Here is a 26,491-nt window from a genome sequence, read left to right on the forward strand (position 1 = left end):
ATAGTGAAACTCGGAAAGAACCTTATACAGCAAGAAAAGCCCGCTCCAGGAGCGGGCTTTTCGTTTAAATCGGTCTCACTTCTTCCAGTCTTCGACCCCAGTCTCAAATTGCTCGAATGCATGCGGAATTGAAGCTTCCATGATATCCGAATAGTTACTGTGATTCACCGAAACATCGGACCATTTCGGATCTACTTTGATAAGCCATGGTTTACGACCCAGCAGCTCGTTAAAGATCCGTACAACTTCCAATCTCGTAATCGGTTGGTTCGGATTAAACTTTTGGCCCGTGAAGTCGAACAGCAGACCTTGTTTCTCGGCCGATGCAATAGCTTGTTCAGCCCAATGTCCCTTGATGTCGGAGTAGGTGCTTTCGCTTGCAGCATCCCATTTGTACAAATTCATAAGAATTTGCGCGAATTCCGCCCGGGTAATCTCTTGCTTCGGCTTGAACGTGTTCTTGCCGGAACCGACCATCCATTTGTTGCTGGTAGCCGTCGTGATCGCATTTACGGCCCAATAATTTGCGCTTACATCCGAATAAGAAACCTTAGTGGATTTCGCTTCAGGAGTATACAACCGGGACAAGATCGCCGCGACCTCTGCCCGGACAATACCACGATCCGCTTTGAAAGTGCCGTCAGGATATCCGACCATATACGCACTATGATCGCCTGCCGCTTTCACTTTCGGTTGTGCGGAGAAGCTGAATTTCACGATCGTATCGCCGACATGGATGATTCCGTCTTTAACATAACTGTCGTCCCCAAAGCTCTCTTCACGCTTATCGTTACGGCTGTCGAATACAATGTATCCGTTCTTCTCACCTAAGAAGTAATAATCGCCGTCCGCGTAAACCATCCAGCCGTATTGGCCTTCGTCTGTGCTAGCTTGCGGATTGTGGTTCTTGTTCGGCGAGAAATCAGGGAGCTCCGGCAAATTAACAACAGTTCCAGGCTTTCTGCCCTTGGCCCGGTTCAGTTCCGTATCGGCCCAATACAAATGCATATTCACTCCCGATACCGGCTGATTCGTTACCGAATCGAGAATCGTTCCATAAGGGTCAACCAAATCGACCTTCAAGCTGGCATTACCTTTGCTATCCACCACCAGCGTGCCCGCAGGCCCTGCCAGCTTCTCCCCGTTAGGCGCGATCACGTTCAGCGACAATTTATATTCGCCAGGCGCCACTTTCGGAAGCGTAAAGCTTCCATCTTGATTCATTACAATATTCGGCAGATTCAGTTCTTTACCGTTTGCCGATTTAATTTTCCCCGTTACCTTAAGACTGTCCCCAATTAACTTCGTAATTTTGTCTTGAACGACTTTGCCCCCATTGGCTTGGTCTGAAACAACGACATCCGTCTTCATCGTCGGCTGCGCTGCCGGAGGCGTCGAAGGTGCAGGAGCCGAAGGAGTTGTTACAGGAGGCGTAGTTACCGGTGGTGCAGTTGGCGTAGCGGTAGCCACGTTGGATTCCCCAAGATAAAATCCGGATTTAACATTTAAACGGAAATGATAGGTCTTCCCATTCGTCAAGCCTGTTACTGTAGCGCTTGTGGAGCTTGCATTTAATGTCTCCTTCGGAGTGACCGGAGCGAATTCTTTTCCGTCCGTAGACATCTCAACCACAATATCTCCGTCCGCAGCACCCTTCAATGGAGGGAATTTCAGAGTAACTTCTCCATTTCCTGGCGTAGCCGAGAGGCTGGTTAATTTGCCGGGATCAGCCGCAAGAACGTACACCGTAAAGGTCTTCTCGCTGTTAAGCCCGCCTTTTGTGATCTTGGCTGTCAAGTTCACGTATTTCCCCTTTTGATCGATAACAGGTCTCGTCACGGTTCCGTCAGGAGCAATGGTCGATGTATCATCGGAATACCACACGACGTCTTCATCGTCTGGCAACAGAGTAAGATTATCTTTAACCCCATTTTTCGAATCGTTAGGACCGTACTCGATAACCGTCTCTTCCTCTGTTCGCTCAATCTCCTCAATGGCATCTTTCTTTGAGATGATTTCATCAGCTACGCGCTTAGCAATTTCTTCAATAATTTCATCCTCGGATTTATCGGAATCGAGGTGCAGTCCGCCATGCGGAAGGCCTTGGATAAACTCATCCTCAATGTCCTTATAAGTCACATCCGTTACCCCAACATATTGAACGTTGTCTCTAATGAGTACGTCCCGCAGACCGGGGCCATTCGTATCTTCGCCCAAATCCTCACGAGGGTCGTCATTGATATTCACGACATAGCGATAAGGGGAATAGGGATCCCATACGATGTCCTCTACCGCAACATTTACATCTTTAGGCGAAGTTGAGAACAACTTCATATTGTCATAAGCAAAGATGGAAATGATCTGGCAACCATGTCCAATATGGCTGACGATCGGGCCGAATTCATTACCGCCAAATCCGCTGGTAAGAGCTAAATCCTTGATGATTTGATCGCCATTATCCCACATATTTAATTGCGTATCTGTGGCTACAATTTTAATACTGTGCTGAGACGACTCTCCCTTTGAAAAATTTTGGACCAGGGTAATGTCGTTCATCCCGCTTAATTCATTATAAGCCTCATTGTGCAGGGCATTTGCGTCGATGCCATTAATCTTATAGACATTGACGTTACCCGCAACATATAGAATTGCGTAACCGCTCAGTTTCCCATCACTATCAATCTTTGAATTGAAAAGAAAGCCGCCGCCTTCCATGCTGTGATAGTTCACCTTGGATTCGTCCATATCAAACGTAATGATCTTCTTGCCTTCAGGACTTCCTTCTGTCAACATGAAATCCTTATATCCAGGTTCGGTATAACCATAGAAAGTTAATGCTTTACCGTTATTGGAAATTTGAACATGATTGTAATCGACAGTCTCAACCTCTGGAGTAATGTTATACATTCCCCCATACCAGCTGTCATAACCGGCATGGACATAAGTCGTATCCGTTACCGTTGCCGGATTTGCACTGGCATCCATGATCGTTGCATATTTAGGATTAATCCCTGCCGCTTGCAATTTAGCTTTAATAGCATCATTCAATTTGCTTTCAAAATCGCTATTCGCGTGAACGCTCGTTCCGACATTATAATAAACCTCTGCTACCGACGATAAAGCATTCGCCATCGGCAAATTCGTGACTGTTAACATAAGAGCCACAGCCAATGATAAGATTTTTTTCTTCATCTGACTCTCCCATCTTGTTCAGTAAATTACTAGTTACTAACTAACGACCCATTCCTTTATCTCTTAAGAAGTAACGATCTATGCGGACAACACCCTCCAATTAACTGTATTTTAAAAGTCTCAATTTTAATGCTATCAAAGAAATCTCTCAAAAAACTCTCAAACGCAGCTTGTTAGCGATCGATGAAGAATCCGGCCGATCTTACACTCTCGTTGTTAAATAATAGAAGAGGATTTATAGTATAATCTGATGTGATTTTTTATACCGTTCAATGAATGAGGGGAAGAATACATGAAGCGCATACTATCAAAAGTGGTAAACACCAAACCGGATATAAGCACGATAAAAGAACATAAGTGGGTTCTGAATACGGTGATGATTATTGGGGGAATTCTCATCGGGGCCGGGGTTGCCGATTGCCTGATGTCACTCAACCAGTTGAATGTAGATCAGCTAGCCAGAGGCCTTACGATTTTCAGTGCCGGCGTTACCATTTGCGTACTGGTGGACAACACCAAAGCCCAAAAAGCAACGAATAAAACCCACCAGGAAACGCAGATTCAATTAAAGAACGTAGAGAAACAGCTTGAAGCGATCCTGCATTCTCAGCAGCTAACGGAGCAGCAAATTCAGGAGATAAAAGAAAGAGCATTGAAAGATAACGAAAAAACGTCTGCGCTTAAATTATGATTACGTGCAAACAGGCCCCTTGTCCCTGTTAGAGACAAGAGGCCTTTGGTTTGCTATCACAACTTGTCGGTTAAGCCTATTGGAACAGGTCCGGCAAGATGTCGTAAATATACTGGTTCACCCAGTTCCAAGCATGCGTCCCGCCTTCGCCCACGATGAAGTAGAAGTTCCCTTTCTTCGTATCCGACGAATAAATGAAGGAATCCGTCAGCTGCTTCATGGCCTCGATCTGCGGCTTCAGGTTTGGATACGCAATATCTAGGTTACCAGTAGCGCTGAAAATGTAGTAATCCTGCGGCTTATAACCCGCATCTTTAGCGACTTTCGCAAGATATTCCGCCGTTTCCTTAGCCTTGCTTGCTCCGCCGCCCTGACCTAATACCCAGCTGTCACCGCTTAATGGCATGTAGTACTTGAAATAGTCGAGGTTATGGATGAAAGTATACCAGGTCGTGACAGAACCCATGGAGAATCCGCCGAACGCCCGATGCGCCCGGGAAGCCTTTAAATCATCCAAGCTAGCGGATTTCGCATAGGTGTGATATTTGGTTTCTACCAACGGAACAATATTATTGATCAATTCCTCATGGAACAAGGCGGGATCATTTTTCCCTCCATAGGTGGTTGGTGTGACCACGATGAGCGGCTCAATGTCACCTTTGGCAATCATATTGTCCAGGATTTTCTTCAGTTCTTTGCTCTGGCCGGGTCCCCCGAAGATAAGATCTTCATTTTCCCCGCCGCCATGCATTAAGTAAAGCACGTTATATTTCTTATTCGTATCGGATGGATCATATCCATTCGGGAGATAAACATGCAGCTTCTTATCGTCCATCCCGTTCGTTAAATTAGGTGCTTTGTAGGTTAAAGTCTCGATGGTCCCCGGCCGGTTGCTCTCCATCCGATATTCGTCAGGAACCGCCTTGAAATACTTCTCATTGGCCGCTTCTTCCGTCATTTCCAATTTGCCTATCGCATTCTTAATCACCGCAACTTGTTCATCAATTTGTTGTTGGGTGGCTTGTTTGTCGTTAAGCACATTGGAAGCAATCACGTTCATCAGGGCGTCCGTAACTACGCCTGGATTCTTATAGAGCGTGAAATCCATCTTGAGCGTGCTCTTGATCAAAATCAGGAGGTCATAGGGACTTACTCCGTTGACGGATCCCTTGCTTTTACCCGAAAGCACGATTTCTCCGAATTTCCTCGTATCGTTCCACGCGCTGCCCGTCGAATCAAACAGATTCAGGGTACCGATCCGTTCCGATTCCTTTGCATCATTGATCTGTAATTCGATGCCGAGCACCTTTCCGTCTTCCGGCTTTGTCTTGAAGGCAATTCTGGACTCGATGACATAACCTCCATCCACCTTCTTGGCGGCCGTGTAAAACCGTTCGCTATTTCCGTTATCCACGGATTGGGCATTCTCGTAGTTTACGCGAAAGTGCAAATCGTCCAGGCCATATTCCTGTGTCTTGTCATTGTTCTCGTCAAGAAACAGCTCCACAGAGTCTTGCATGTAAGGAGTCCCGGATTTGACGGATAAGTGCTTATCCTTAACCTCTGCCAAAATGTACAGGGCACGATCATCCCATAAAGCTTTAAAAGTAGCTGTGGCCTCAGCCTTCTCCGAACCATGTGGAGGTGAAACCGCTTGGGCTTTGCTCCATACCTTATCCACATTGCCGTCAATCACGGGCGATCCGAAATTCGCCACCATTCTGCCTTGGGAATCCAGACCATTCTTACCCGGCGGCACAGGCTTCCCTGGACCTCCAGCTGCAGAAGCTTCGGCCCCCGCGCCGGAAACATTCGTAAAAACCATGGATACAAAAACCAACAACATCAACATCGATTGCAGGAACATTCTTTTTCTTTGCTTCATCAAAATATCTCCTCCCAATGCCAGTTTTGTTTACCCCTGTTTCTTACGACTCTTCCGCCAGCGCCCCTATAGAAGCGCTTTCATAATTAACCTCCTTAAAGTAAATTGTTGATTCATCCCATATTTTAGGCGGGCGCAATTATTTTTTACATTCAAAATACATGCATTTCCTTTTAAAATTCGAACATTTTAACGGGAAACTTGATTGGAACCTTCTGAGTATACTTCAAAGACCAGCCCCGCTCCTAACCGGAACCCTTGTGCAAAAGAAGCCGCCAGTTCCATTCCTTGAAGCTGCTGATATAAATCGAACAAAGACTCCAACTCTTCGAAATCCTTTTCGGAGATCTTACTTTTCCATATGTCCATGGATTCAGAGATCTGTCTGCTTAGTTGGCGATATTCCGGGTCTTGGGGGGCTGTCGTTTCACTGGGGATTAGCTTTCCGTAGTATAGGGATTCTAGAAGGGTGGGCATGGGAGCACCTCCGTTTTAATTTTATGGTAGCAGAGGTGGGATTAAGGTGTGGTACGCGGATGCGTATATTGCGATAACTATATTTATTTCTTCGAATTAAAATATTCTTTATCTACTCGTAACTGCTGCTTTAAAATCCGGTTGAATAACCCTTTTCCGATCTCACCTGTTCCTTTCGAGACTGCTGATCGTAAGATTTCTCCATTAGGCAGAGTCTTTTGGTACAATTTATCTCTGCCTGTTTGCCGGACCATCACCCAACCGTCGCGCCGTAAGAAATTCTCAAGATCGCTCCAACTAGGCATGGAACATCCTTGCAACTGCATCCGTATCGTCCTCAAGCAAGACACGCAACACATAAGGTGCATGTTTACGACGGTTGGGGGTATTGTAGTATTGGGCATAATTATTTTCATAATCGATCGAATACTCGACCAAATGACGTGCCAATTCGTTTCTAAGCTCCTCTAGAGTCTCACCATCTGCTACAATATCCTCGATTTGCTCTATAGATCCAGCATATCTTCCATCTTCATCTTGTTCATACTCAAACGTCAGTTCATATATCGAAAGCAATTCTCTAAGCTGTTGTTTCGAAAAGGCCATGATCACATCTCGATTTCTTTTGATCGCCTGAGGCTTCTCCCGAACAATCGTATCTATGAACCCGCCAAAATTAGCTCGAACATCTGTTGCATTCAGCATCGTTTGCATGTTCATCCCTCCCACCTCCATTCTATATAATTATGTACATAATGTACACTATGTACTTGTTATTCTATTCATTAACCCGAAAAAGTAATCCCCATAATAAATAAGACACCAATAAAGTGTCTTATTCATTAAATCCTCTAGAACTAAACGGAAGTCATTGTCGTCCTCATGGATAAAATTTAGAACATTAACCTAAAAGACTCCGTGCCTTGTTATGATTTCTTGAAGGGATAAATCGAGCAAACATTAAGAGATTATGCAGATTATGTGACAAAGAAATGCACATCCCTTTACATTGTAATAACGGTACTGTCTACTTGACGGGGAGAAGTTCATTATTGCAATTGCCTTCTGTCATTCAATAAGTACGAACTTTTATTGTAAATCAACATCCACAAATTTTTCGTTAAAAATACTGAATCTTTCAATCCTGTTATCCCCGTCCATAACGAAATTCAAAATGTATAGCGATGATTCAGCCGTAGCCTGACCCATATATTCAGCTATGGATTTGAAATAATAAAACTCGCCCTCATTCAAAATCATGTAGCTGTAGCTATTGCTAAAGTGACTATACGTAGTTTCGTTCCCGTAAACCTCCCTCATCTCGTCCACGCTGCTTCCGAGTTCTAACCCTCTCATCTTGAACCGGCCCTTGGGAGACGTATCCTTCACTTGCATGAAGATTAACTTATCGTTGTAAAACAACATATTAACGCCTTCATAGAGATAAGTATCAAAAAATTCGGACCTGTCAGAGAATTCATCCGACTTGACCAGCTTCTTGGAGTGGATCTGACTCTTCTCCATCCCTAAGTAAAAGACTTGGCCCGTATCCGTATCCAACAGCTGGATCTCTTCTGGGACCCCCGACAGATCATGCGGCTTAGTAGAAGTACATGAAGTTAGCGCCGTCAGTATCAATATTGCCACAAACCCTGCAACTAGGAATCTGTAGCGTTTTACAGCACCCTTGTAAAAATTAATGAACTGAATCACTCCCTTTCTTCGTCTTATGAGCCTTTCTTAATCATAAGAGCAGAAAAGAGATTGTCAATATATCCCAACGATTCCCCTTATCTTCCCTATGCGCCGCCTGTAATCGGTTGAATCAAAAAACGAAGTTGCTCTTCCATCCACGCGTTGCACTCTTTATTCGTGCGTGACCATATCGCTGTCATTTCCTTCGGAAGGTCAACCTGCTGTCTTTTCCGTGAATCATTTAAGCAGGATAACTCGCAAATCATTTAGGCTTTGTGATCCCACTGCAAAATCAGTCTTTTCTGTTCGCTTTTCTTATATCAACAAGTCGGTTTGCTTATAGATTGCAGCTCTTCTCCGTTCTATAGTGAGACCAAATAGAAAAATAGACGGGGGGAAATAATAATGGAAGATCAATATAGAGCAGGTGCTTCCACTTTCCATATTGCTGAAGATGACATACCTGCTGCTGTAGAACGTTTGTTAAGCCTCATGACCCTAGAGGAAAAGATCGGGCAGATGACTCAATCCGGGGGATTGAATACGGACGCCATCGGCGGTCATGTGGAGGCGGACCCGTTATCGAAACAAATTCGTCAAGGAAAGATTGGCTCGGTGATCAACCTGGGGATGTCGGCCGAAGAGGCTCGGAAGCTCCAGCGGATCGCCGTAGATGAATCCCGACTCGGTATTCCGCTATTGTTCTGTCAAGATGTCATTCATGGTTTCCAAACCATCTTCCCCATTCCGCTGGCTTGGTCGTGTTCCTTCGATCCAGATCTTATCCGGAAATCGGTACAAGCGTCCGCCAGAGAAGCATCGGCGGTTGGAACGATGCTGGCTTACTCCCCGATGCTGGATATCGGCCGCGATCCCCGCTGGGGCCGGGTAGCGGAAGGCGCCGGTGAAGATCCCTACCTGGCCTCCTTGATTGCCACAGCTCAAGTGGAAGGTTATCAAGGAAGTGCATTGGATGAAGAAGGGAGCATGGCGGCTTGTCTCAAGCATTTTATCGGATATGGCGCTGCGGAAGGCGGCAGGGATTACAATACCGTCTGCATGGATGAAGCGACGCTACGAAATGTGTATTTGCCGCCCTTTAAGGCAGGCATAGAGGCTGGCGCCGCCTCGGTAATGACGGCATTCAACGTCGTCAATGGAGTTCCAGCCGCGGGTAACCGGGCGCTGCTGGAGGACATGCTCCGCAAAGAGCTTGGCTTTGAGGGCATTGTCATCTCCGATTATGCCGCGGTTGAGGAGATGATTGCTCACGGGGCTGCGGAGAACAATCGCGAAGCGGCCATTCGCACCGCTAATGCCACACTGGATGTGGAGATGGCAACCTCTCATTTTAATCAATGTCTGCCCGAAGCCGTTCGCTCGGGAGATGTTGCGGAAGCCGTGATTGATGCAGCGGTACGTCGCATTTTAACCTTGAAATTCCAGTTGGGTCTTATGAAGGATCCCTACCGGCATTTTCGCCAAGAGGACGCAGAGAAGCTTATTTATTGCGAGGATCATCTGGCATTATCCCGCGAACTTGCCCGAAAGTCCATTGTCTTGCTGAAGAATAAGGGAGTCCTGCCGCTGGAAAAAGATAAAAAAGTTGCGCTCATCGGCCCTTTGGGCGACAGCAAGGATCTGCTCGGAACTTGGCAGTTCAGCCAATATGGGGAGAATACGGTATCGGTCCGGGAAGGGTTGGAGCAAGCCGGCTATAACGTATTGGTTGAACCGGGCACCCTTATTCATGACGAACTGCCGGGCGGAATGAAACGGGCATTAGCGGTTGCAAGGGAAGCTGACGTGGTACTTCTGGCTCTGGGCGAAGACAGCACGATGAGCGGAGAAGCCTCCTCCCGGCAGAACATCGTTATTCCCGAAGTTCAGTCGAGACTTGCCGAAGTCATTCGACAAACCCGTAAGCCGGTTGTTCTCCTGCTTACCAATGGCCGTCCTCTGTTGTTAGACTGGTTCGACCAGCACATGGATGCTATTCTGGAAACCTGGTTCCTGGGCTCCCAGGCAGGACATGCGATTGCGGACGTTCTGGCGGGAGTTTATAACCCGAGCGGCAAGCTGACTATGTCATTCCCTCGGCACACGGGGCAAATTCCGATTTACTATAATAGCTTAAATACGGGCAGACCATTCGTACAAGGAGTAGATAATCCTTTTACGAGCAGTTATCTGGACGGGCCCAACACTCCGTTGTACCCTTTCGGTTACGGATTGTCTTATACGAATTTTAACGTATCTGGTCTTCAGCTCGATCGGAATCGGATCACTGCCCAGGATTCGCTTAAAGTATCTGTGACGGTTGCCAATACGGGGGGCCGTGCCGGGGAGGAGACGATTCAGTTATACATCCGGGATGTGGCTGCCAGTATCGTGCGACCGGTCAAAGAATTAAAGGACTTCCGAAAGGTCTTCTTACAACCGGGAGAATCCGTTCAGGTGACGTTTGAGATCATGGAGGAGAAGCTGCGATTTTACGATCTGGAAGGCTGTTTCAAATCGGAGAAAGGTCGCTTTCTCGTCTATGTGGGAACAGATTCGGACGACCGGAACCTGCTCGAAGCGGAATTTCATCTTATTTAAAGACAGGTAGCTTTCATGATAGAAACAGGTCAGTTTAGTTATAGAATCGCTAACCCATGAATCGATATACTGATGCTATCCAAACAACATAATCTTACTTAACGGGGTGATCGTATGAAAAAGAGAGTAGGCGCATTGGTCCTTTCTACCATGTTGACTCTCACGGCATTAACGGGTTGCGGCGGGAATAAGGAGGCTTCCAGCAACAATACAGGCGCAAAAGATACTGCTCACAAGGTCGTTATGGCCATCTCCGGGGAACAACAGCCCGGACAAGAAAGAGTAATGGCCGAGGTCAATAAAATTCTCAAAAAGGATCTGAATATGGAGCTTGAATTGATGATCCTCCCTTGGGGTTCTACGGATCAGCAAATTCAACTGATGTTGACGGGCACGGAACCTCTTGATCTTTTCCGGCTCGGATCGGGTGAGGCGGCTGGTTACATCTCCAGCGGTAAAATCGAGGATTTAGGACCGTTGATTGATAAGTATGGCAAGAACATCAAGGAAGCATTGGGAGAAGAAATAGCCAAGTCTGCCAATATCAACGGGTTCGTCTATGGGGTTCCGACTAACATCGAGCGGGACAGCACGCCATCAATTGAAATGCGCAAAGATTTGGTGGAAAAGTACGATATCGATATCACTCAGATCAAATCTCTCGAAGACCTGGAACCGATCTTTAAAAAGGTTAAGGCGGGAGAACCGAATATGACGATGCTGTTCGGCGCAGGCGGTGTAAATCAGCCGGCCACCCGGTATGGCGGCTTTGACTCCTTGGGCGGCTTCGGAGGCGTATTGGCCAATGACGGCTTGGAGAGCACTAAGGTAGAAATCCGTCCTGCGACGGAACAGTATAAAGCGTCTCTGGATATTTTCCATGACTGGTACAAGAAGGGCTATATCAATAAAGATGCCCCGACTTCCCAGGACGAGCCTTCCGTCGTCATGAAAGCGGGCAACACATTCTCGACGATTGTCGGCTGGCATCCGGCTTATCAGAACAAGGAAGGCAATTATGACGTCGTCTTTGCTCCCTTGCGTGAGCACGTGCTGCATTCCGGTTCTTCCGGTTATGTAACCTTGGGCATTGCCCGAAATTCCAAAGATCCGGACAAAGCCATGCAGCTTCTTGATTACATTTATGGAAGTCCGGAAGTCATGAACCTCCTCAACTGGGGGATGGAAGGCACCGACTATGTCTACATCGATAAAGAGAACAATACGATCGGTTATCCCGATGGTGTCAATGATTCCAATGCTGAGTATCATCTTAACCTGGGCTGGCAGTTGCCCAACCAGTTTATTGCAAGCGTATGGGAAGGCAGTCAGCCTGCAGATGTATGGGACCGCATGAAGGAATTCAATGATAAGGCCCCTAAATCCAAAGCCTTCGGCTTTATGTTTGATCCGAAAGGATACGAAGCTGAAATTACAGCGATATCCAATGTGATTGAGCAATACTCACGTTCCCTTGAATCGGGTTCCGTAGATCCTAACGAATATTTGCCTAAATATGTCGAAGCTCTGAAAAAAGCGGGAATCGAAAAAGTTACGGCGGCTCAACAAAAACAACTAGATGAATTCCTTGCTACAAAGCAGCCGTAATCGCAATCGTCAGAACATAGTCGCCTCAGAACCGTTGAAACCGGTCATGAGGCGACTGTCTGAATAAGGAGGAGTTCCCGTGAAAGTACGAAAATGGGCGCCTATGTTTATTATGATGGCTCCAGGACTGATCTATCTTTTCATTAATAACTATATCCCGATGGCGGGTTTAGTCATTGCCTTTAAAAAAATGGATTTTCGCAAAGGGATCTGGGGCAGCGACTGGGTCGGATTCGATAATTTTAAATATCTTTTCACTACCCCGGATGCTTTTGTGATCACTCGAAACACTATTCTGTACAATATCGCTTTTATTATCGTGAATATTGTGGTCGGTATTATTTTCGCCATCTTCATCAGCGAGATGATGAACAAGCATATGAAAAAGCTGTACCAAAGCGCAGTCTTGCTTCCTTTTCTGATATCTATGGTTATCGTTAGTTATATTGTATATGCGATCCTCAGCCCGGAAACCGGATTAATGAACAAGACGGTTCTGCCGATGGTAGGTAAGGATCCGATTTCGTGGTATTCGGAAACGAAGTATTGGCCATACATTCTAATTATTGTAAACACATGGAAAGGTGTCGGTTACGGCTGCCTCATTTACCTTGCCAGCATTATCGGCATCGACCGCTCTCTATATGAAGCTGCGGATATCGACGGCGCGGGAAAGTGGGTCCAAATCCGAACTATTACCCTGCCGATGCTGCTTCCGAGCGTGATCACGCTGACACTGCTGAATGTCGGCCGCATTTTCTTTTCGGACTTTAGCTTGTTCTATCAGGTGCCGCAGAACTCGGGCATTCTGTACAGTGTCACCAACACAATCGATACGTATGTATATCGCGCACTCTTGCAGTTGGGGGATACGGGGATGGCTTCCGCCGCAGGCTTCTATCAGTCTGTCATCGGATTTCTCCTGATTATAGGATGCAACTGGGTAGTCCGAAAACTTGACAGAGATAGTGCTCTGTTCTGATGGGGTGGTATAAATTATGCTAAATACGAGAGAGAATCGTGTATTTCAAACGATTGCCCATATTGTGATGATGCTGGTCGTTCTGATCTCCGTGCTGCCTTTCCTTCTGGTGTTCATGTCCTCGATCACGGAAGAGAATTCTCTGATTGTTCACGGGTATTCCTTATTTCCGCAAAAGTTCAGTTTGTATGCTTATGAATATATTGCACAGAAGGGCGATAAGATTCTGCGTGCTTACGGCATCACGCTATTCATCACCGTTGTGGGGACCCTTGTCAACCTATTGCTTACGGCTTTATTGGCTTATCCCCTGTCGCGTCGGGATCTTCCCGGCAAGAAATTCTTTTCTTTCTATGTCATTTTCACCATGCTGTTCAACGGTGGTCTTGTTCCGACTTACCTGATGTATGCAAATACGTTCCACATTAAAAATACGATATTTGCTTTGCTGATTCCTACGCTGCTGCTCAGTGCCATGAATGTGCTGCTTATGCGGACCTATTTCCGAACAAGCATTCCCGAAGCCTTGATTGAAGCGGCTGAAATCGACGGGGCTGGCCAGTTTAGTATCTTTTTCTCCATCATTATTCCCCTCGGGAAGCCGATCCTCGTGACATTGGGTCTCTTCGCCGCACTGGGGTACTGGAATGACTGGACAAATGGATTATACTATTTAACAGGAACCAAAGGGGAGAACCTCTATTCCATTCAAAACTTCCTGAACAAATTGATTACGGATATTCAATATCTCGCTAATGCCCAATTCAGCGGCGGAGGCGCGCAGGCGGCCAAGATGCCGTCGGTATCCATACGTATGGCTATTGCATTCGTAGCGATGATTCCTATCCTGGTGCTGTTTCCGTTCTTGCAAAAGTACTTTGAAAAAGGGATCACCCTTGGTGCGGTTAAGGAGTAGATAATGTTCACTCCCAGTTAAGTTTATGCTTAAACCAAATGCCTATCCAGGCATTTGGTTTAAGCTGTTTTGGGGAAGGGTGAAAGCAATGACGGATCGTAAACCACGAAAAGGAAAATCTATTGCTCAGTTGACAAAGCTAGTCGTTCTGCTGCTGTTTCCAGTTCTGCTGTTGAACATAGCGGTCAGCTTTGTAACCATTACATTTATAAGGTCGGATACAAAGCAATATCTGGACAACATGACCGGCTTGTACGCTTCCCGGATCAACGACAATTTTACAAATATCAATCGCCGCATGCTGAACATTCTCCTTGGGAGTCAGGGTACGGACAAGGATACCAATCTTTTCATCGAAACGATTGAAAACAGCGCCGACCAGATCGAGGTTAACTCTGCGATTCATGATCTCCAGCTAAAGTTTAACGATTATTTATTGGAATATGGCGATTACTACAATTTTTTTCTCTACTTTGAGGATAAAGAAACTTATGTTCCCTGCACCAGCACCCTTTCCTATGAGGAGAGAAAACAGGTACAAGAGAAGATCGTCTCCCTGATCATCTCTGATCGAATTCAAGCAAGCTCCGCCAGCCAAAGCTGGAACAGGATTGCTGTCAACGGAAAGAATTATCTGGTCAAGCTGTATCGGTATAATAATAAATATATCGGGAGCTGGATTAGCGCGGAAGACCTGTTACGGCCTTTAAAACAGCTGGACTTAGGAAAAGAAGGATACGCGATGCTTGTGGGCGAAGACAATGAACCTCTTACGGGAATCCCCGCCTCAGCAAAAATGTCCGGTTCTGGATGGCTGGAGAATCTGTGGGGGCTTGATAGAGGATTGCTCTCCAATAATCTGATTCTGGACCGCCCCTTTAGTTCCGCGCCTTTCCGTATTCGTCTCCATATATCCAACTTCGGCCTGTTTGAGAAGGCGGTTATCATACAACTGCTCTTATTTCTGCTTACCTTTATTACGCTGCTCACACTGCGAATCGTAGCCGTCTATCTAAAAAAGAATGTGCTAAATCCCATTCGTCACTTCACTCAATTGCTAGAAAATGATAAATGGGAAGAAGATGAGTTTGGACCGGAAACCAGCAGAATCACTGAACTGGAACTCGCTAACGCCCGTTTCGCATTTCTGGCTGAACGGGTCAGAGCCTTGAAAATCGAAGTTTATGAGAAAGAACTGGAGAAACAGCGGGTCCAAATGGATTATATGCAACTTCAGATCAAGCCGCATTTCTTTCTTAACTGCCTGAATTTCATATACCACATGGCCGATCTGAAGCTGTATCCCGATATCCAGACGATGGCCAAGACGACATCAGAGTATTTGAGGTATCTCTTCAAGAGCAAGCTGGATTATGTATATGTTCAGGATGAGATGAATCATGTTAAGAACTATCTCGACATTCAGAAGATGCGTTATCGTTCTGCGTTCTCATACTATTTGGAACAGGACCCGGACACGTTGGATTGTCAGATTCCCCCGCTGGTTATTCAGTCCTTCGTGGAGAATGCGGTCAAACATACGGTATCCCTGGATGATCCGGTTGAAATCTCCGTCACGGTGTTTCCGGAAGAACGGGATGGCAGAGACTACGCGACGATTTTTATCGCAGATACCGGACGGGGCTTCGATGCCGATACATTGGCTCAACTGGAGAGCGGAGAACTCTCCCCGAACGAGAACGGCATACGGATCGGCATAACCAATTGTCTGAAGAGACTGGATTATTTTTACGGAGAAGATGTGCAGATTACCTTTTATAACGGCCCCATCCGGGGAGCGGTAGTTGAAATTCATATTCCGCAGAGAAAGGAGCACCCGAGAGCATGAATATCTTAATTGTGGATGATGACGATTATATGGTAAGAAGCATTCAGAATTCGCTGGATTGGCCGAGACTGGGCTTCGAAAACGTTTATACAGCTCATAATATCCGCCAGGCTAAGGTTGTGCTGGAGAGCGTCCCTATTGAAGTCATGATTTGCGATATTGAAATGCCCCAAGGAAGCGGGTTGGACTTGCTGGAATGGGCCCGGGAGCATCAAGTAGAGATAGATACCATCTTCTTGACCAGCTTTGCCGACTTTTCTTATGCCCAGCGGGCCATTCAATTACAGAGCCTGGAATATTTACTCAAACCCGTCGATTACGCATTGCTGGAAGAAGCCCTTCACAGGGCTATTCGTAACGTTATCACCAGAATTAAGGAGCAGGAACACGAACAAAACAGCCGTTATTGGCTCAACAACCGGAAGCATATCGTAGAACATTTTTGGTGGAGCCTTCTGCTCGATAAAATAGCTGCCAACCCTCTCTCTCTACAAGAGAGAATCGAGAAGGAACATTTGAATTACAGGGAAGAAGACACGTTTATTCCCGTATTGATTGATGTATTTTACAGGGACGATATTTACGAGCATTGGGGAGGTTCACTGTTTGAATTCACTTTAAAGAACGCAGTGTCCGAGATCTTTGCGTCCCCGTTATTTACCGTTGAGAGTGTCATCCGTCTGCAGGAAAAGGTATGGGTCACCATTCTAAAATGTTCAGGGCCACTGAATAACCCGCTGGAAGTCCGGCCGCTCTGCGAAAATTATATCCAGAAGATGAATAGATATTTGAAGATGGACGTTCGTTGTAATATTGGAGACGTCAGCGATATAACCGGGGTCAATCCAAATATCAAGAGTCTCCAAACGATGAGCGCAGATAATGTAAGCAGCAAGAACTGTACCTTTCTGATGTGCGAATACCGGCACCGGGATATTCCCTACAACAGTCCATCCATGAACGTTTGGGAATGTCTCTTGGCCAATGGGGACAAAGAAGCTCTGGAGCAGAACGCCGAGCTGTATCTGGACAACCTGGCAGCTCATAATGAGATTAATGCAGACACTTTAAAGCTGTTCCGTCTGGATGTGACGCAGCTTGTCTACTCCGAATTGAAACGGAAGGAGATTCTCGCCCACAAGTTATTCGCAAATCGGGGGAATCACGATGAATTGTACGAGCGATCCATCCGATCAGTCGAAAATATGAAAGTCTACGTCCGACATTTGATCAAATATGCATTACAATATACTGCTTTTGCAGAATCTCGCTCTGTTATTGATAAGCTGCTCGATTATTTGGATCAACACTTTAATCAGGAGGTCTCCCGTAACGATCTGGCGGAAATAGTATTCTTAAATCCCGATTATATCTCGAGACTATTCAAGCGCGAGGTAGGCCTTTCCATCGGAAGCTATCTGCTGAATAAGCGGCTGGAGACAGCAAAGGAACTGCTGCGTAATGGCTCTCTTCCGATTAATGCGATTTCCATGCATGTGGGCTACAGCAATTTCTCCTACTTTACGAAAACCTTTCGCGAAGCTACCGGGGTCACCCCGAATGAATATCGCAAGCAATTCAGAACTTCATCCTAATCTTCTTCATCTCCGCCGTCTTCAATCCCCCTCGAGATAGCTTCTAAAGCTCTCTTGGGGCGGGATGCATCATCCCTTGAATGGACTGATCCTCTTCATACTCATAATATTGCGACGGAACGGACGCATATATTTGTGCTTCCTGTGCTACGCTCGGCTGCTGATAAGCCTCGTCCACATACATGATTCTACGCTGAACTTGCATAAGGCCATTCACGACGCGAAGCGCGATCCAGAAAAGTACAAGGCCTATGCCGACGTACAGCAGATATTGCTGGTTATAAGTCCAGTCGATATGGAAATAACTGAACAAGCTGTTTTCTAAAATATCGAGCTTCATTTCATTCATCAAAATGATATGCACGGCAGGAAGAGCAATGAATCCTAATCCAAGTGCAAGCACGGTTACCATAATAGCAAAGAATACAATGCCTGTTACGAATCTCGAGAATACGAGCAGCAGATTTCGTATGAATAGCCCGCCATCGAAACCTTTAACCATCCGCATAAACCAGTTCTGCCCGGCTTCCGTCTGTTGTTTGGAGATGTGTGAAACAGATGGAGCAGGTAAACCTAAAACATGCCGAATCATGCTTTGTTCAAAAGTCACAATCCCATTCAACAGCTTAGCTACTCCAAAGAACAGTGGGATTCCGATAAATATCGGAGTTAAACCGATGGATAAGGCAAGTCCCGTGATCGCTATCGTAAAATAAATAATCCCTAACGGGAGAGAGATCAATAAATAGAGAATCGTGGCATAGGTTTTTGGATTAAAAAGCACCCAATTTACCTTTCCTGCCCGCGACGCCGCCGTCGCTTCTGTTGCCTTCATTTTCAAACACCCCTTCTGGCTTCATAAGTCACGCTCTGAGTTATAAACCCATTATATCTGCCTTATTTGCCTGACATAACCGTCTTAAGGGGTGTCTGAACCTAGACTTTAGGCTAGGGAATTCACCCGCCGCCCGATATGTTTTACTTATAAGTACTCGGTTTAATCATAAATCTGCGAATAGCTTCGTTCACCGATGATTTTTGCTCCAGAATAAGGCAGTGTCCTGCTTCTTTAATCAACACGACCTCTGAATCAGGCAACGTTTCTTTGACGCATTTCATCACGCTCTCTGCATCGTAAATTTTCTCTTCATCTCCGACCAGAAGAAGTACCTGTGCCGAAATCCTGCTCCAAGCTTCTTTCTCAATGACACGAGGGACAACCGGAAGCTGCGAGCGACCATGCGTATAGGCTGCAATGACCATGTCCATAACCTGCGAAGGAAGAGAATATCCCTTCTTACAAAACCAATCCCACGCTTTCCGAATTCGATCAGGCTTGGGCCACAGCATGGCTGGGTAGACTTTTAAGAGAAATTTCAGAAAAGGGACTGGCAAAAATGTCGCCACTGGAGCAATCAGAATTAACCGCTCGATTCGTTCCGGTCTGCTTGTAGCATAATTCGAACAAAACCAACCTCCCATCGAGTGGCCGATGAATGTTATCTTAGCAAGCCCAAGCGCATCTAGAACTTGATCTATCCATAGAACAGCATCCTCTGGGGTGCTAATACGTTTAACAACCCTGCTTTTGCCAAAGTCCCCCGGCGTATCGATACAATAGACTCGAAAATCCCTCAGTGCTTCAATAGTTGGGTACCACATCGCTGAATTACTCGTCATACCATGAAACATCAGGACGGTCTCCCCGTCTTCGGGTCCACTAACGATCACATGGCAAACCCCAAATTCGGTTTGGATCTCCATTGTTTCATACTGACTTGGCCAATACTCCATCAGTTTATCGTATGTATGCATAAACAGCCCGGCCCCTGCCTCGCTTTTAAATACGGACAAATCATTCCGTCCCGTACCCGTCATACATTACCCTCCAGCCCGGATGGCATAAGTATGGAGCGGCAAACCGTTAATAACAACCCAAATTGCTGGGACAATTTTATATTTTCAGAACCATTAATTATACTCTCAATATAAAGTCCTTCAAGTAACGAAATGAGCCAGTGAACGAAAATATCCAAAGGCTGAGCAGGATGAAACTCCCCTCTCTGAACTCCATGATGTAATAAATCAAAAAGAGCACCGTATACAGACTGGGACCGTTCTTCAATTAGCTTACGACGATGATCTTCTCTGCGACCCACGATAAAATATTCATACAGACAAGGGGCTAACCCGGTATTCGCCTCTCTAACCCGTCTTTCTTGCCCCCTAATGAATTGCACAAATGTGTTCCACGCACTGCTCTGTTCTTCCAATACAAAATCCAGCGCCATGTTTTCATACTCCCGGCGAAGCAGATCAAGAAAAACATCCTCCTTGCCGGAATAATATAAATACACACCTCCGAAGCTTCTACTAGAGCTAGTCACAATATCGCTCATAGAAGTGGCTTCATATCCTTTTTCTATGAAAACATGTCGTGCTGAATTCAAGATGTCCATTCGGATAGCTTCTTTTTGTTGTTGTGTAATTTTAGGCATGAAGATGTCCTTCCCTCCACAAAAAAATAAACGAGAGCATTCTCTTTTATTATAAAGAGAGCACTCTCGTTTTACAATGATTTATAACTGAGTGATTAGGGAGTTACCATCCCATAACTCTCTTAACCTCCGCCACCAGCTTCTCCGCCGCTTTCCGATGAGTCACTTCCGACGGGTGGAAATTAACAACGTAACCGTCCGCTTCCGACTGCATATCAAACCTCATGGCCGAGATCTTCGTATCGCCCGTTTCTTTCATATAGTCTTTAGCCGCTTGTTCAACAAAAGGATACAGCCTGTCTCTCATAATCCCGAGCGTACAGAGGATGGTGGCTTCCGGGTTATTGGATCGGATCATTTTCAGGAATTCTACGTACTGCTTCACGTAATCCGCCTGTTTCTCGGGGTCATCCTCAGTGTAGGAATCATCATTTGTCCCCAGATTCACGACGATCAGATCAGGTACAAATTTATTGAAATCCCAGCTTAGAGATTGAGGTACCAGGGTGCCGTCAAATTTCCCTTCGGATTTGCCTACCTTTTCGTAGTAATCCGGAACGAGATGGGTGAGCAGCTTTTCGCCGTTCTCCGTATAGCCTGAAATAATGCCGTAACCGCTGAACGAAACCATACTGTAATCGGCCTGAAGCTGCTCGGCCGCCAGATAAGCGTAGGTTTTCGTGACGTCCTCCGTTGCTGTGCTGAATGTACCCGACACATTATCATCGTCCACCCCATATCCGCATGTAATGGAATCGCCGATAAATTCAATTTTGTGTACGTTTGCCGGGGCAGGCTTAATCCCCTCTTGGGCATCGACCGCGATCTCCTGAATCCCCACCGTCGACATAGCCGCTTCCGATAGTTTAATAACTCTAATAGTCACGTTTTGATCTCTATCGCTTTCGAATGCGGTATATTTCTTCACAGGCTGCTTCACCATGTCGTCAATAACCCGGTTTCCGTTCACATAGATGCCGATTCGTGCCTCATTATTGCCGCTGGTCGCAATAGGGTCGCCATTTATGGTGATTTCCGCTTTTTTACCGTAAAAAGAAAACTCCACCCCGCCGCCCGACAAGGCCAGCCAAAGGACATCGTTGTGCTCGTAGGTTCTTCCAATGATTTTTACATGCTTCTCGGTTGCTCTGAAAACTTGCGCTGCTTCTGACATATTCGGACCTTCCTCCCGGCTCTTAACCAGTAACTTCTGCCAATATTAATTTGTTATAATCATAACACTACCTGAACTTATTATAATATGAAGGATTGTTGTTAGGGATTATAAAAAAACCGTGCTACTGATCCCCTAATCGATTCACCAATTTAACGGACAGGTATACGCTGGCCATACCCAGAAGACTAATGATGACATAAACAATGTCCAGATTCAGCGTAAGCCTAAGAATACTGAGAATCGTAGGGAGCTGCATAAGAACAATTGCACAGATGACTGTGGGGATGACCAGCCTTTTCCACAGCCCGAACCAGAATAGCGGGATCAAGCTGGCTAGTGCGATAACAGCGGAATGAGTGACTGCCCGAATCGCATAGGTCGCAAAATCCGCCAACGTTGGCTCACCGTGAATGACACCCAGCATCTGATCGAGCACATAGGTAGTGATACCCGACAGGACAAAAGACACTAGCGTGCAGATGAAGACCGCCACGGCAATGAACATCGCCTTCGCCTGAACCAACCTTTTTCGGCTGATCGGGTACCCGAAGGAAAGGGCTATCGTCTTATTCTTATACTCTTCTATAAATACATGATTGATCAGAGAGGCCCCGAACAATAGGAACCCCATTTGAATCGGCAGCATGAGATGAATTGCATCGGAGTAGCTCCGCCCGAACGCAATCATGGGATCGTCGGCAAATACAACGGTAAGAAAAAAGGTCGGCATAAACATGATAATTACCCAATAAATAAGCACTTCCCCGATCACTTTATTTCGTTCTAATTTCCTCCACTCCAGCTCCATCAGCTTAACCAACTTTATCTCCTCCTTGGATTTGATTATAGAAATAATCCTCCAGCGTGCTTGAATGCTTCTGGATCCCCTGGATTTCAATCTCATTAGAGATCAACACTTTAGAAATCTCTCCGATAGATGCTCCTGCATCATAGATCCGTATTTTCTCTTCCTGAACTATTTTTATATTGGTCATATGAAGCTCATGCTCCAGCAGGTAGGCTGTTTTCTGCACATGGGACGTCGCAAGTTCAATATAATCGCTCCGCTGCTGACGGATATCCGAAATCGCTACCTCATCGACCAGCTTGCCGGATTGAACGACACCGATTCTGCCCGACACCTGCTCAATTTCGCCTAATATGTGGCTGGAGAGGAGGAAGGTAATGCCGTACTCCTTGTTCAGTGACCGAATTAAATCTCTCATGTCTTTAATACCGATCGGATCCAGGCCATTCGTCGGTTCATCGAGCACAATCAGTTCCGGCTTGGTGATCGCAGCCCGCACAATCCCTAGCCGCTGCTTCATACCGAGTGAAAATTCCTTCACCTTCTTATTTTCGTTTCCTTGCAATTGGACCATCTCCAAGGTTTGGAGAATCGCCTTTTTATCGTAAAAGCCCAGATATTCACAATGAATCTGAAGGTTCTCCATTGCCGTTAGATGCTCGAAGAAGATGGGGTATTCAATAATGCTGCCCATGCGTTTCAAACCTTCCTTGGTATCTTCCGTAAGCTTCTTGCCAAACAGCATGATCTCTCCGGAAGTCGGGATGATGAGCCCGGTGAGCATTTTCATAATCGTCGTCTTCCCGGCGCCGTTGGAGCCGAGTAACCCGTAGATATCGCCTTGTTTCACATGAAGATTAACACCGGATATGATTGTCTTTCCGTTTATTCTCTTAGTGAGATCATACGTTTGAAGGATGTTATTCATCTGGCCGAACCTCCCGTATTTTTCAGATCGTCTTTATTTGTTACTCTTATAATAATTTAAAAATTGCGTTTTTTTCTTTCTCATTCCTTACATGTTTCTTTCGGCGATAAAAAAAGAGACGTTCAGCAGAACATCTCTTCGCAGTAAGGTTCATAATTTCATTTGTTTAAACTTGGAGGTGAAGGTCGTTTTCTCAAAAGGGGAACTATTGAGGGTAATCGTCCCCTTCATCCCTTCCGTTAAGCGTTTGGAAATGCTTAGCCCCAGACCGCTGCCTTGAAATTGCGGATTCCGCGCATCGTCCAAAGTGTAGAGCCTTTCGAATACGCGGTCCTGGTTCACCTCGGCAATCCCTTTACCGCGATCCCACACATCTACCGCAACGAATTCTCCTTCTTCCCGAAGGGTCAAACCAAACACGCCGCCGTCGCTTCCATACCGGATCGAATTGGAGATTAAATTACTGAGTATTCGATGCAGCGCCTGCTCATTACCGAAAATATAGATGGGCTGTTCCGGAATTTCTATCTCTACCCGAAGCCCCTTAGAAGAAAGCAGGTCATAAAATTCAAGCACGATTTGCCGGCAAATCTCGTTGAGCGATATTTTGCTTAAAGGGATTTCATAGTCTTCCGACTCGATCTTTACCAGATCAAAAAATTGATTCAGCAAACCGACCAGACTATTCACTTTATGGTTCAGCCGCATAACGACATACTTCTGTTCCTCTTGGGTCATCGGCTGCTCTTGATTCAGTTTTTCCGCATATCCCAGAATGACCGTCAGAGGGGTCTTTAGATCATGAGACATGTTGGATATCATCTTCTTCATGCTTTCTTGGGTTTTCGCATAATCCGCAATCACCTTCTGCTTATGGAACAACAGACGGTTGATTTGAACGAGCAGCTGTTGGGTCTTGTGCTGATCGGTTTGGATGAGCACCTTCTCGTCCGTTTCATCCTGGATGATCTCGGCTATTTTGCCCGCAATTTCATCTATATTCTGATTTAATCTTCTTCTGGAGTAAGATAACCAAACTATCGTCACGGCCATAACGCCAATGATCAGGCACAAAAGAACAATCATGACCTAATCCCCCAGTTTATATCCGATACCCCAAATGGTCCGAATATAGTGAGGGCTTGAAGGATCCTCTTCTATTTTTTCTCGAAGTCTCCGAATATGTACGTTGATGGCATTCTCATTGCCTAAATAATCATCTTCCCAAATCAATTGATAGATTTGCTCTTTGGTGAACACCCTCGACGGATGGGACAGAAACAGTTTCAAGATTTGAAATTCCTTGGAGGTGAGCTGTATGACCTGCCCCCTGACCTGTACGGAGAACAAATGCAAATCAAGAATCAGATCTTTAAACTGAATGGTTCGGGGGTCTTCTTGATAGCTATTATCTGTTTGGATATATTGAGTGGCTCTGCGAATCGCAGCCTGCACTCTAGCGGTTAATACCGCTATGGAGAAAGGTTTGTTCAAATAATCGTCCGCGCCAAAGCCAAGACCCATCACCTTGTCGAGGTCACTGTCTTTTGCAGATATGATCAAGACCGGAACCACGCTAGTTTCGCGTATCCGTTTTAGCAGCTCCATTCCATTCAACTTAGGGAGCATTAAATCAAGCAATATAAGATCAAACTTCTCTCTTTGAAAAAGAGCGCTGGCTTCATCACCGTCGAATGCCGTACATACGATGTAGTTCTCCTGTGTCAGATGGCTTTCGATTAACTGGCTAATTTCCCGGTCATCCTCTACTATCAGAATGCGGTTCGGCATGCGTTATGTTCCCCCTTTCAGATCTTACCGTTTTCTCTTCATTACTTTCCGGTTCGACTGATTTCATTGTATCGGAATAAGGGGTGTACTGTCTAAGTTCAAATAGCGAAAAAGGGGTCTCCTATCGTCATCTATTCATGACTTTTGAGACACCCTTATCTGTGTTATGGAGTCGAGGGGGGTTGCACCCCTGTCCGAAGGCAACACTACCCACGTTTCTACGTAAGTTAATAGTATTTAAGACTTTGTCTGATTAGGACTTGTATTAGCCAGAATCGGCAGTATTTTCTCACCCTTCTCCATGAGGGAATTGCATTGGCCACAGATCGGCTGAATCGAAAAAACGAAGTTGTTCCTCATCCATCCGTTGCACTCTTTATTGGTGCAAGACCATATCATTGTCATTTCCTCTGGAAGATCAATCATCTGTCTTTTCCGTGAATAATACAAACAGCATCCCTCTTTCTCTTCTGGAATAATGAATGAAAAAAAAAGGCCCAAAACGATGTTTGGGACCTTCTAACAGCAATCTTAAAGTTTTACAACATTCTCGGCCTGTGGGCCACGATTGCCTTGTACTACATTAAATTCAACGCGTTGACCTTCGTCCAACGATTTGAAGCCTTCGCTAACAATGGCGCTGAAGTGCACGAATACGTCGCCTCCGCCTTCAACCTCGATAAAACCAAAGCCTTTGTCTGCATTAAACCACTTTACTGTTCCTTGTTCCATGATCCATTACCTCCATATTTTCATTATTACATGATCTTCAAATCCCAAAAAAAAATCACATATTGTACAAGGTTACATAATCAAAATCATAACCCTCTACAATATGTGATCTCAGGTCGAAATTCCAATAAACTAAATATAACACAACTGGAGCTGATTTACAACTTCTTTTTTTTACTTTGTCGTATCCACGATGAACTTCGTAATTTCCTCCACCGCTACCCGTTGCTGCTCTTCCCGGGTTATAGTTGCTTCGCCATCACCCTTCTGAGCGCCGTAATTACCGAATTGGGCGTGATTGCCGCCTTCGATGACATATGGATTTAACGAAGCGGATAGTTTCGATTTATTCAATACCTTATCTTCGCTTCCATAGATGGCGAGTGTCGGTATATCGCTATCCTTAACCGGGTAGGCGCCTAGCAGCACAAGTCCCTCAATTCGGTCTTGATTCTTCACCGCATAGCTGCTCGCCATCGCGCCGCCCAATGAATGACCGCCCATTACCCAATGTTTGATCTCAGGGAATTGAGCATAGATCTTGTCAGCAGCGTTGATATCAAATACGGCCAGGTTAAACGGCATATGAATCAGGACGCCGGTAATTCCTTGCTGGGAAAGTTGTTGCAGCAAAACCGAGTAGGCCTTATCCTCTACTTTTCCACCCGGATAGAAGATAAACCCGACGCCCTTGTCCTGTTCGGCACTTGGATGGAAGATCCACATATCGTCCTTCTTTTCAATCTGAGGCCCCGCCTCCGTACTCGACAGCACAGCAACCGCATTGTCATCAGCCCGATAGTAATCCAGCGTATAGATGTAGAAACCTGCACACAGCAATACCAAGACGGTTACTATACTTATTAAGGTGATTTTTATTCTTTTTTTCGCTTTTGGCTTCAATGTTGTGTCCTCCAGTTTCTTCTCAATAGGTACATGTTCAAAAAGTAGGTTTTCAGGACCAAGAAGGTTGGATGAAGTTAGGGACTGAGTAGCGGAGCGTACATTAGGTACGTGAGCAACGGAAGGCCCGGCTGAATTCAAGATTCGACGTCGAATCTGCACC

25 protein-coding genes are annotated in these 26,491 nt (G+C 45.7%); 7 read left to right on the top strand and 18 right to left on the bottom strand.

The window, feature by feature from the left end; all coding sequences use genetic code 11:
* Nucleotides 1-75 precede the first annotated feature (75 nt).
* Nucleotides 76-3,192 carry an S-layer homology domain-containing protein gene (locus NYE70_RS25270; protein ID WP_290408259.1) on the bottom strand — a complete coding sequence of 1,039 codons (3,117 nt, stop codon included), beginning with the start codon at nucleotides 3,190-3,192 and terminating at the stop codon, nucleotides 76-78.
* 292 nt (nucleotides 3,193-3,484) lie between these two features.
* Here NYE70_RS25270 and NYE70_RS25275 point away from each other — a divergent pair, with 292 nt between their 5' ends.
* The gene (locus NYE70_RS25275; protein WP_213654340.1) at nucleotides 3,485-3,883 is read left to right on the top strand and encodes a hypothetical protein; all 399 of its coding nucleotides are present in this window, start codon (nucleotides 3,485-3,487) and stop codon (nucleotides 3,881-3,883) included.
* A gap of 76 nt (nucleotides 3,884-3,959) precedes the next feature.
* Here the strand turns inward: NYE70_RS25275 and NYE70_RS25280 are convergent, their stop codons facing one another.
* The 6 genes from NYE70_RS25280 to NYE70_RS26070 form a co-directional block, all read right to left on the bottom strand.
* On the bottom strand, nucleotides 3,960-5,768 hold the full coding sequence (locus NYE70_RS25280; RefSeq protein WP_290408258.1) for a sugar-binding protein: 1,809 nt from the start codon (nucleotides 5,766-5,768) through the stop codon (nucleotides 3,960-3,962).
* Nucleotides 5,769-5,957: 189 nt separating this feature from the next.
* On the bottom strand, nucleotides 5,958-6,245 hold the full coding sequence (locus NYE70_RS25285; RefSeq protein ID WP_290408257.1) for a DUF6809 family protein: 288 nt from the start codon (nucleotides 6,243-6,245) through the stop codon (nucleotides 5,958-5,960).
* A gap of 83 nt (nucleotides 6,246-6,328) precedes the next feature.
* Nucleotides 6,329-6,661, bottom strand: a complete 333-nt coding sequence (locus NYE70_RS25290) for a type II toxin-antitoxin system HicA family toxin (protein WP_341048842.1) — start codon at nucleotides 6,659-6,661, stop codon at nucleotides 6,329-6,331.
* Entirely contained in the window at nucleotides 6,543-6,959 is a 417-nt protein-coding gene (locus tag NYE70_RS25295) for a hypothetical protein (RefSeq protein ID WP_211022450.1), read from the bottom strand. Before NYE70_RS25295 ends, NYE70_RS25290 begins: the two co-directional genes overlap by 119 nt.
* A gap of 375 nt (nucleotides 6,960-7,334) precedes the next feature.
* Nucleotides 7,335-7,892, bottom strand: a complete 558-nt coding sequence (locus tag NYE70_RS25300; protein WP_290408256.1) for a hypothetical protein — start codon at nucleotides 7,890-7,892, stop codon at nucleotides 7,335-7,337.
* Nucleotides 7,893-8,044: 152 nt separating this feature from the next.
* Entirely contained in the window at nucleotides 8,045-8,206 is a 162-nt protein-coding gene (locus NYE70_RS26070; RefSeq protein ID WP_354006029.1) for a cold-inducible protein YdjO-related protein, read from the bottom strand.
* Nucleotides 8,207-8,345: 139 nt separating this feature from the next.
* Here NYE70_RS26070 and bglX point away from each other — a divergent pair, with 139 nt between their 5' ends.
* The 6 genes from bglX (at nucleotide 8,346) to NYE70_RS25330 (ending at nucleotide 17,491) form a co-directional block, all read left to right on the top strand.
* Nucleotides 8,346-10,541 (top strand): beta-glucosidase BglX, encoded by a 2,196-nt coding sequence (gene bglX, locus NYE70_RS25305; RefSeq protein ID WP_290408255.1) that lies wholly within the window; start codon nucleotides 8,346-8,348, stop codon nucleotides 10,539-10,541.
* A gap of 114 nt (nucleotides 10,542-10,655) precedes the next feature.
* Nucleotides 10,656-12,149, top strand: coding sequence for an ABC transporter substrate-binding protein (locus NYE70_RS25310; RefSeq protein WP_341048845.1), 1,494 nt, complete (start codon nucleotides 10,656-10,658; stop codon nucleotides 12,147-12,149).
* A gap of 103 nt (nucleotides 12,150-12,252) precedes the next feature.
* Nucleotides 12,253-13,131, top strand: coding sequence for an ABC transporter permease (locus NYE70_RS25315; protein WP_445323892.1), 879 nt, complete (start codon nucleotides 12,253-12,255; stop codon nucleotides 13,129-13,131).
* Between the two features lie 16 nt (nucleotides 13,132-13,147).
* Complete coding sequence (locus NYE70_RS25320; protein WP_290408253.1) at nucleotides 13,148-14,047, top strand: carbohydrate ABC transporter permease; 900 nt, start codon at nucleotides 13,148-13,150, stop codon at nucleotides 14,045-14,047.
* Between the two features lie 88 nt (nucleotides 14,048-14,135).
* Entirely contained in the window at nucleotides 14,136-15,896 is a 1,761-nt protein-coding gene (locus NYE70_RS25325) for a sensor histidine kinase (protein WP_341048851.1), read from the top strand.
* Complete coding sequence (locus NYE70_RS25330) at nucleotides 15,893-17,491, top strand: response regulator transcription factor (protein ID WP_290408251.1); 1,599 nt, start codon at nucleotides 15,893-15,895, stop codon at nucleotides 17,489-17,491. The genes NYE70_RS25325 and NYE70_RS25330 overlap by 4 nt, the downstream gene beginning before the upstream one ends.
* A 43-nt stretch (nucleotides 17,492-17,534) precedes the next feature.
* On the opposite strand, the gene NYE70_RS25335 is transcribed toward NYE70_RS25330, so the two are convergent.
* The 11 genes from NYE70_RS25335 to NYE70_RS25385 all read right to left on the bottom strand — a co-directional run bounded on the left by NYE70_RS25335 (nucleotide 17,535) and on the right by NYE70_RS25385 (nucleotide 26,328).
* The gene (locus NYE70_RS25335) at nucleotides 17,535-18,326 is read right to left on the bottom strand and encodes a sensor domain-containing protein (protein WP_290408250.1); all 792 of its coding nucleotides are present in this window, start codon (nucleotides 18,324-18,326) and stop codon (nucleotides 17,535-17,537) included.
* Between the two features lie 143 nt (nucleotides 18,327-18,469).
* The gene (locus NYE70_RS25340) at nucleotides 18,470-19,369 is read right to left on the bottom strand and encodes an alpha/beta fold hydrolase (RefSeq protein ID WP_341048856.1); all 900 of its coding nucleotides are present in this window, start codon (nucleotides 19,367-19,369) and stop codon (nucleotides 18,470-18,472) included.
* Nucleotides 19,366-19,989 (bottom strand): TetR family transcriptional regulator, encoded by a 624-nt coding sequence (locus NYE70_RS25345; RefSeq protein WP_341048858.1) that lies wholly within the window; start codon nucleotides 19,987-19,989, stop codon nucleotides 19,366-19,368. The genes NYE70_RS25340 and NYE70_RS25345 overlap by 4 nt, the downstream gene beginning before the upstream one ends.
* A gap of 103 nt (nucleotides 19,990-20,092) precedes the next feature.
* The gene (locus NYE70_RS25350) at nucleotides 20,093-21,163 is read right to left on the bottom strand and encodes an SGNH/GDSL hydrolase family protein (RefSeq protein WP_341048860.1); all 1,071 of its coding nucleotides are present in this window, start codon (nucleotides 21,161-21,163) and stop codon (nucleotides 20,093-20,095) included.
* A 124-nt stretch (nucleotides 21,164-21,287) separates the two neighbouring features.
* Complete coding sequence (locus NYE70_RS25355; RefSeq protein ID WP_341048863.1) at nucleotides 21,288-21,986, bottom strand: ABC transporter permease; 699 nt, start codon at nucleotides 21,984-21,986, stop codon at nucleotides 21,288-21,290.
* Entirely contained in the window at nucleotides 21,979-22,902 is a 924-nt protein-coding gene (locus NYE70_RS25360) for an ATP-binding cassette domain-containing protein (RefSeq protein WP_341048865.1), read from the bottom strand. The genes NYE70_RS25355 and NYE70_RS25360 overlap by 8 nt, the downstream gene beginning before the upstream one ends.
* A gap of 150 nt (nucleotides 22,903-23,052) precedes the next feature.
* The gene (locus NYE70_RS25365; RefSeq protein ID WP_341048867.1) at nucleotides 23,053-23,988 is read right to left on the bottom strand and encodes a sensor histidine kinase; all 936 of its coding nucleotides are present in this window, start codon (nucleotides 23,986-23,988) and stop codon (nucleotides 23,053-23,055) included.
* Between the two features lie 3 nt (nucleotides 23,989-23,991).
* Nucleotides 23,992-24,693, bottom strand: a complete 702-nt coding sequence (locus NYE70_RS25370; protein ID WP_341048868.1) for a response regulator transcription factor — start codon at nucleotides 24,691-24,693, stop codon at nucleotides 23,992-23,994.
* Between the two features lie 237 nt (nucleotides 24,694-24,930).
* Nucleotides 24,931-25,194, bottom strand: coding sequence for a cold-shock protein (locus NYE70_RS25375; RefSeq protein ID WP_341048869.1), 264 nt, complete (start codon nucleotides 25,192-25,194; stop codon nucleotides 24,931-24,933).
* Nucleotides 25,195-25,224: 30 nt separating this feature from the next.
* Complete coding sequence (locus tag NYE70_RS25380; protein ID WP_114497440.1) at nucleotides 25,225-25,425, bottom strand: cold-shock protein; 201 nt, start codon at nucleotides 25,423-25,425, stop codon at nucleotides 25,225-25,227.
* Between the two features lie 174 nt (nucleotides 25,426-25,599).
* Nucleotides 25,600-26,328 carry an alpha/beta hydrolase gene (locus tag NYE70_RS25385; RefSeq protein ID WP_341048870.1) on the bottom strand — a complete coding sequence of 243 codons (729 nt, stop codon included), beginning with the start codon at nucleotides 26,326-26,328 and terminating at the stop codon, nucleotides 25,600-25,602.
* Between the last annotated feature and the right edge of the window lie 163 nt (nucleotides 26,329-26,491).

Origin of the sequence: Paenibacillus sp. FSL R5-0407, assembly GCF_038009185.1 — a bacterium.
Classification (GTDB): domain Bacteria; phylum Bacillota; class Bacilli; order Paenibacillales; family Paenibacillaceae; genus Fontibacillus; species Fontibacillus vini.

Coding starts and splice junctions, on each gene's coding strand:
- NYE70_RS25315 (WP_445323892.1), top strand. CDS start 12,253: ATGTTTATTATGATGGCTCCAGGACTGATCTATCTTTTCATTAATAAC.
- NYE70_RS25350 (WP_341048860.1), bottom strand. CDS start 21,163: ATGTCAGAAGCAGCGCAAGTTTTCAGAGCAACCGAGAAGCATGTAAAA.
- NYE70_RS25340 (WP_341048856.1), bottom strand. CDS start 19,369: ATGACGGGTACGGGACGGAATGATTTGTCCGTATTTAAAAGCGAGGCA.
- NYE70_RS25370 (WP_341048868.1), bottom strand. CDS start 24,693: ATGCCGAACCGCATTCTGATAGTAGAGGATGACCGGGAAATTAGCCAG.
- NYE70_RS25365 (WP_341048867.1), bottom strand. CDS start 23,988: ATGATTGTTCTTTTGTGCCTGATCATTGGCGTTATGGCCGTGACGATA.
- NYE70_RS25330 (WP_290408251.1), top strand. CDS start 15,893: ATGAATATCTTAATTGTGGATGATGACGATTATATGGTAAGAAGCATT.
- NYE70_RS25320 (WP_290408253.1), top strand. CDS start 13,148: ATGCTAAATACGAGAGAGAATCGTGTATTTCAAACGATTGCCCATATT.
- NYE70_RS25360 (WP_341048865.1), bottom strand. CDS start 22,902: ATGAATAACATCCTTCAAACGTATGATCTCACTAAGAGAATAAACGGA.
- NYE70_RS25345 (WP_341048858.1), bottom strand. CDS start 19,989: ATGCCTAAAATTACACAACAACAAAAAGAAGCTATCCGAATGGACATC.
- NYE70_RS25310 (WP_341048845.1), top strand. CDS start 10,656: ATGAAAAAGAGAGTAGGCGCATTGGTCCTTTCTACCATGTTGACTCTC.
- NYE70_RS25270 (WP_290408259.1), bottom strand. CDS start 3,192: ATGAAGAAAAAAATCTTATCATTGGCTGTGGCTCTTATGTTAACAGTC.
- NYE70_RS25290 (WP_341048842.1), bottom strand. CDS start 6,661: ATGAAAATAATTATGCCCAATACTACAATACCCCCAACCGTCGTAAAC.
- NYE70_RS25275 (WP_213654340.1), top strand. CDS start 3,485: ATGAAGCGCATACTATCAAAAGTGGTAAACACCAAACCGGATATAAGC.
- NYE70_RS25280 (WP_290408258.1), bottom strand. CDS start 5,768: ATGAAGCAAAGAAAAAGAATGTTCCTGCAATCGATGTTGATGTTGTTG.
- NYE70_RS25380 (WP_114497440.1), bottom strand. CDS start 25,425: ATGGAACAAGGAACAGTAAAGTGGTTTAATGCAGACAAAGGCTTTGGT.
- bglX (WP_290408255.1), top strand. CDS start 8,346: ATGGAAGATCAATATAGAGCAGGTGCTTCCACTTTCCATATTGCTGAA.
- NYE70_RS25335 (WP_290408250.1), bottom strand. CDS start 18,326: ATGAAGGCAACAGAAGCGACGGCGGCGTCGCGGGCAGGAAAGGTAAAT.
- NYE70_RS26070 (WP_354006029.1), bottom strand. CDS start 8,206: ATGATTTGCGAGTTATCCTGCTTAAATGATTCACGGAAAAGACAGCAG.
- NYE70_RS25295 (WP_211022450.1), bottom strand. CDS start 6,959: ATGCAAACGATGCTGAATGCAACAGATGTTCGAGCTAATTTTGGCGGG.
- NYE70_RS25325 (WP_341048851.1), top strand. CDS start 14,136: ATGACGGATCGTAAACCACGAAAAGGAAAATCTATTGCTCAGTTGACA.
- NYE70_RS25285 (WP_290408257.1), bottom strand. CDS start 6,245: ATGCCCACCCTTCTAGAATCCCTATACTACGGAAAGCTAATCCCCAGT.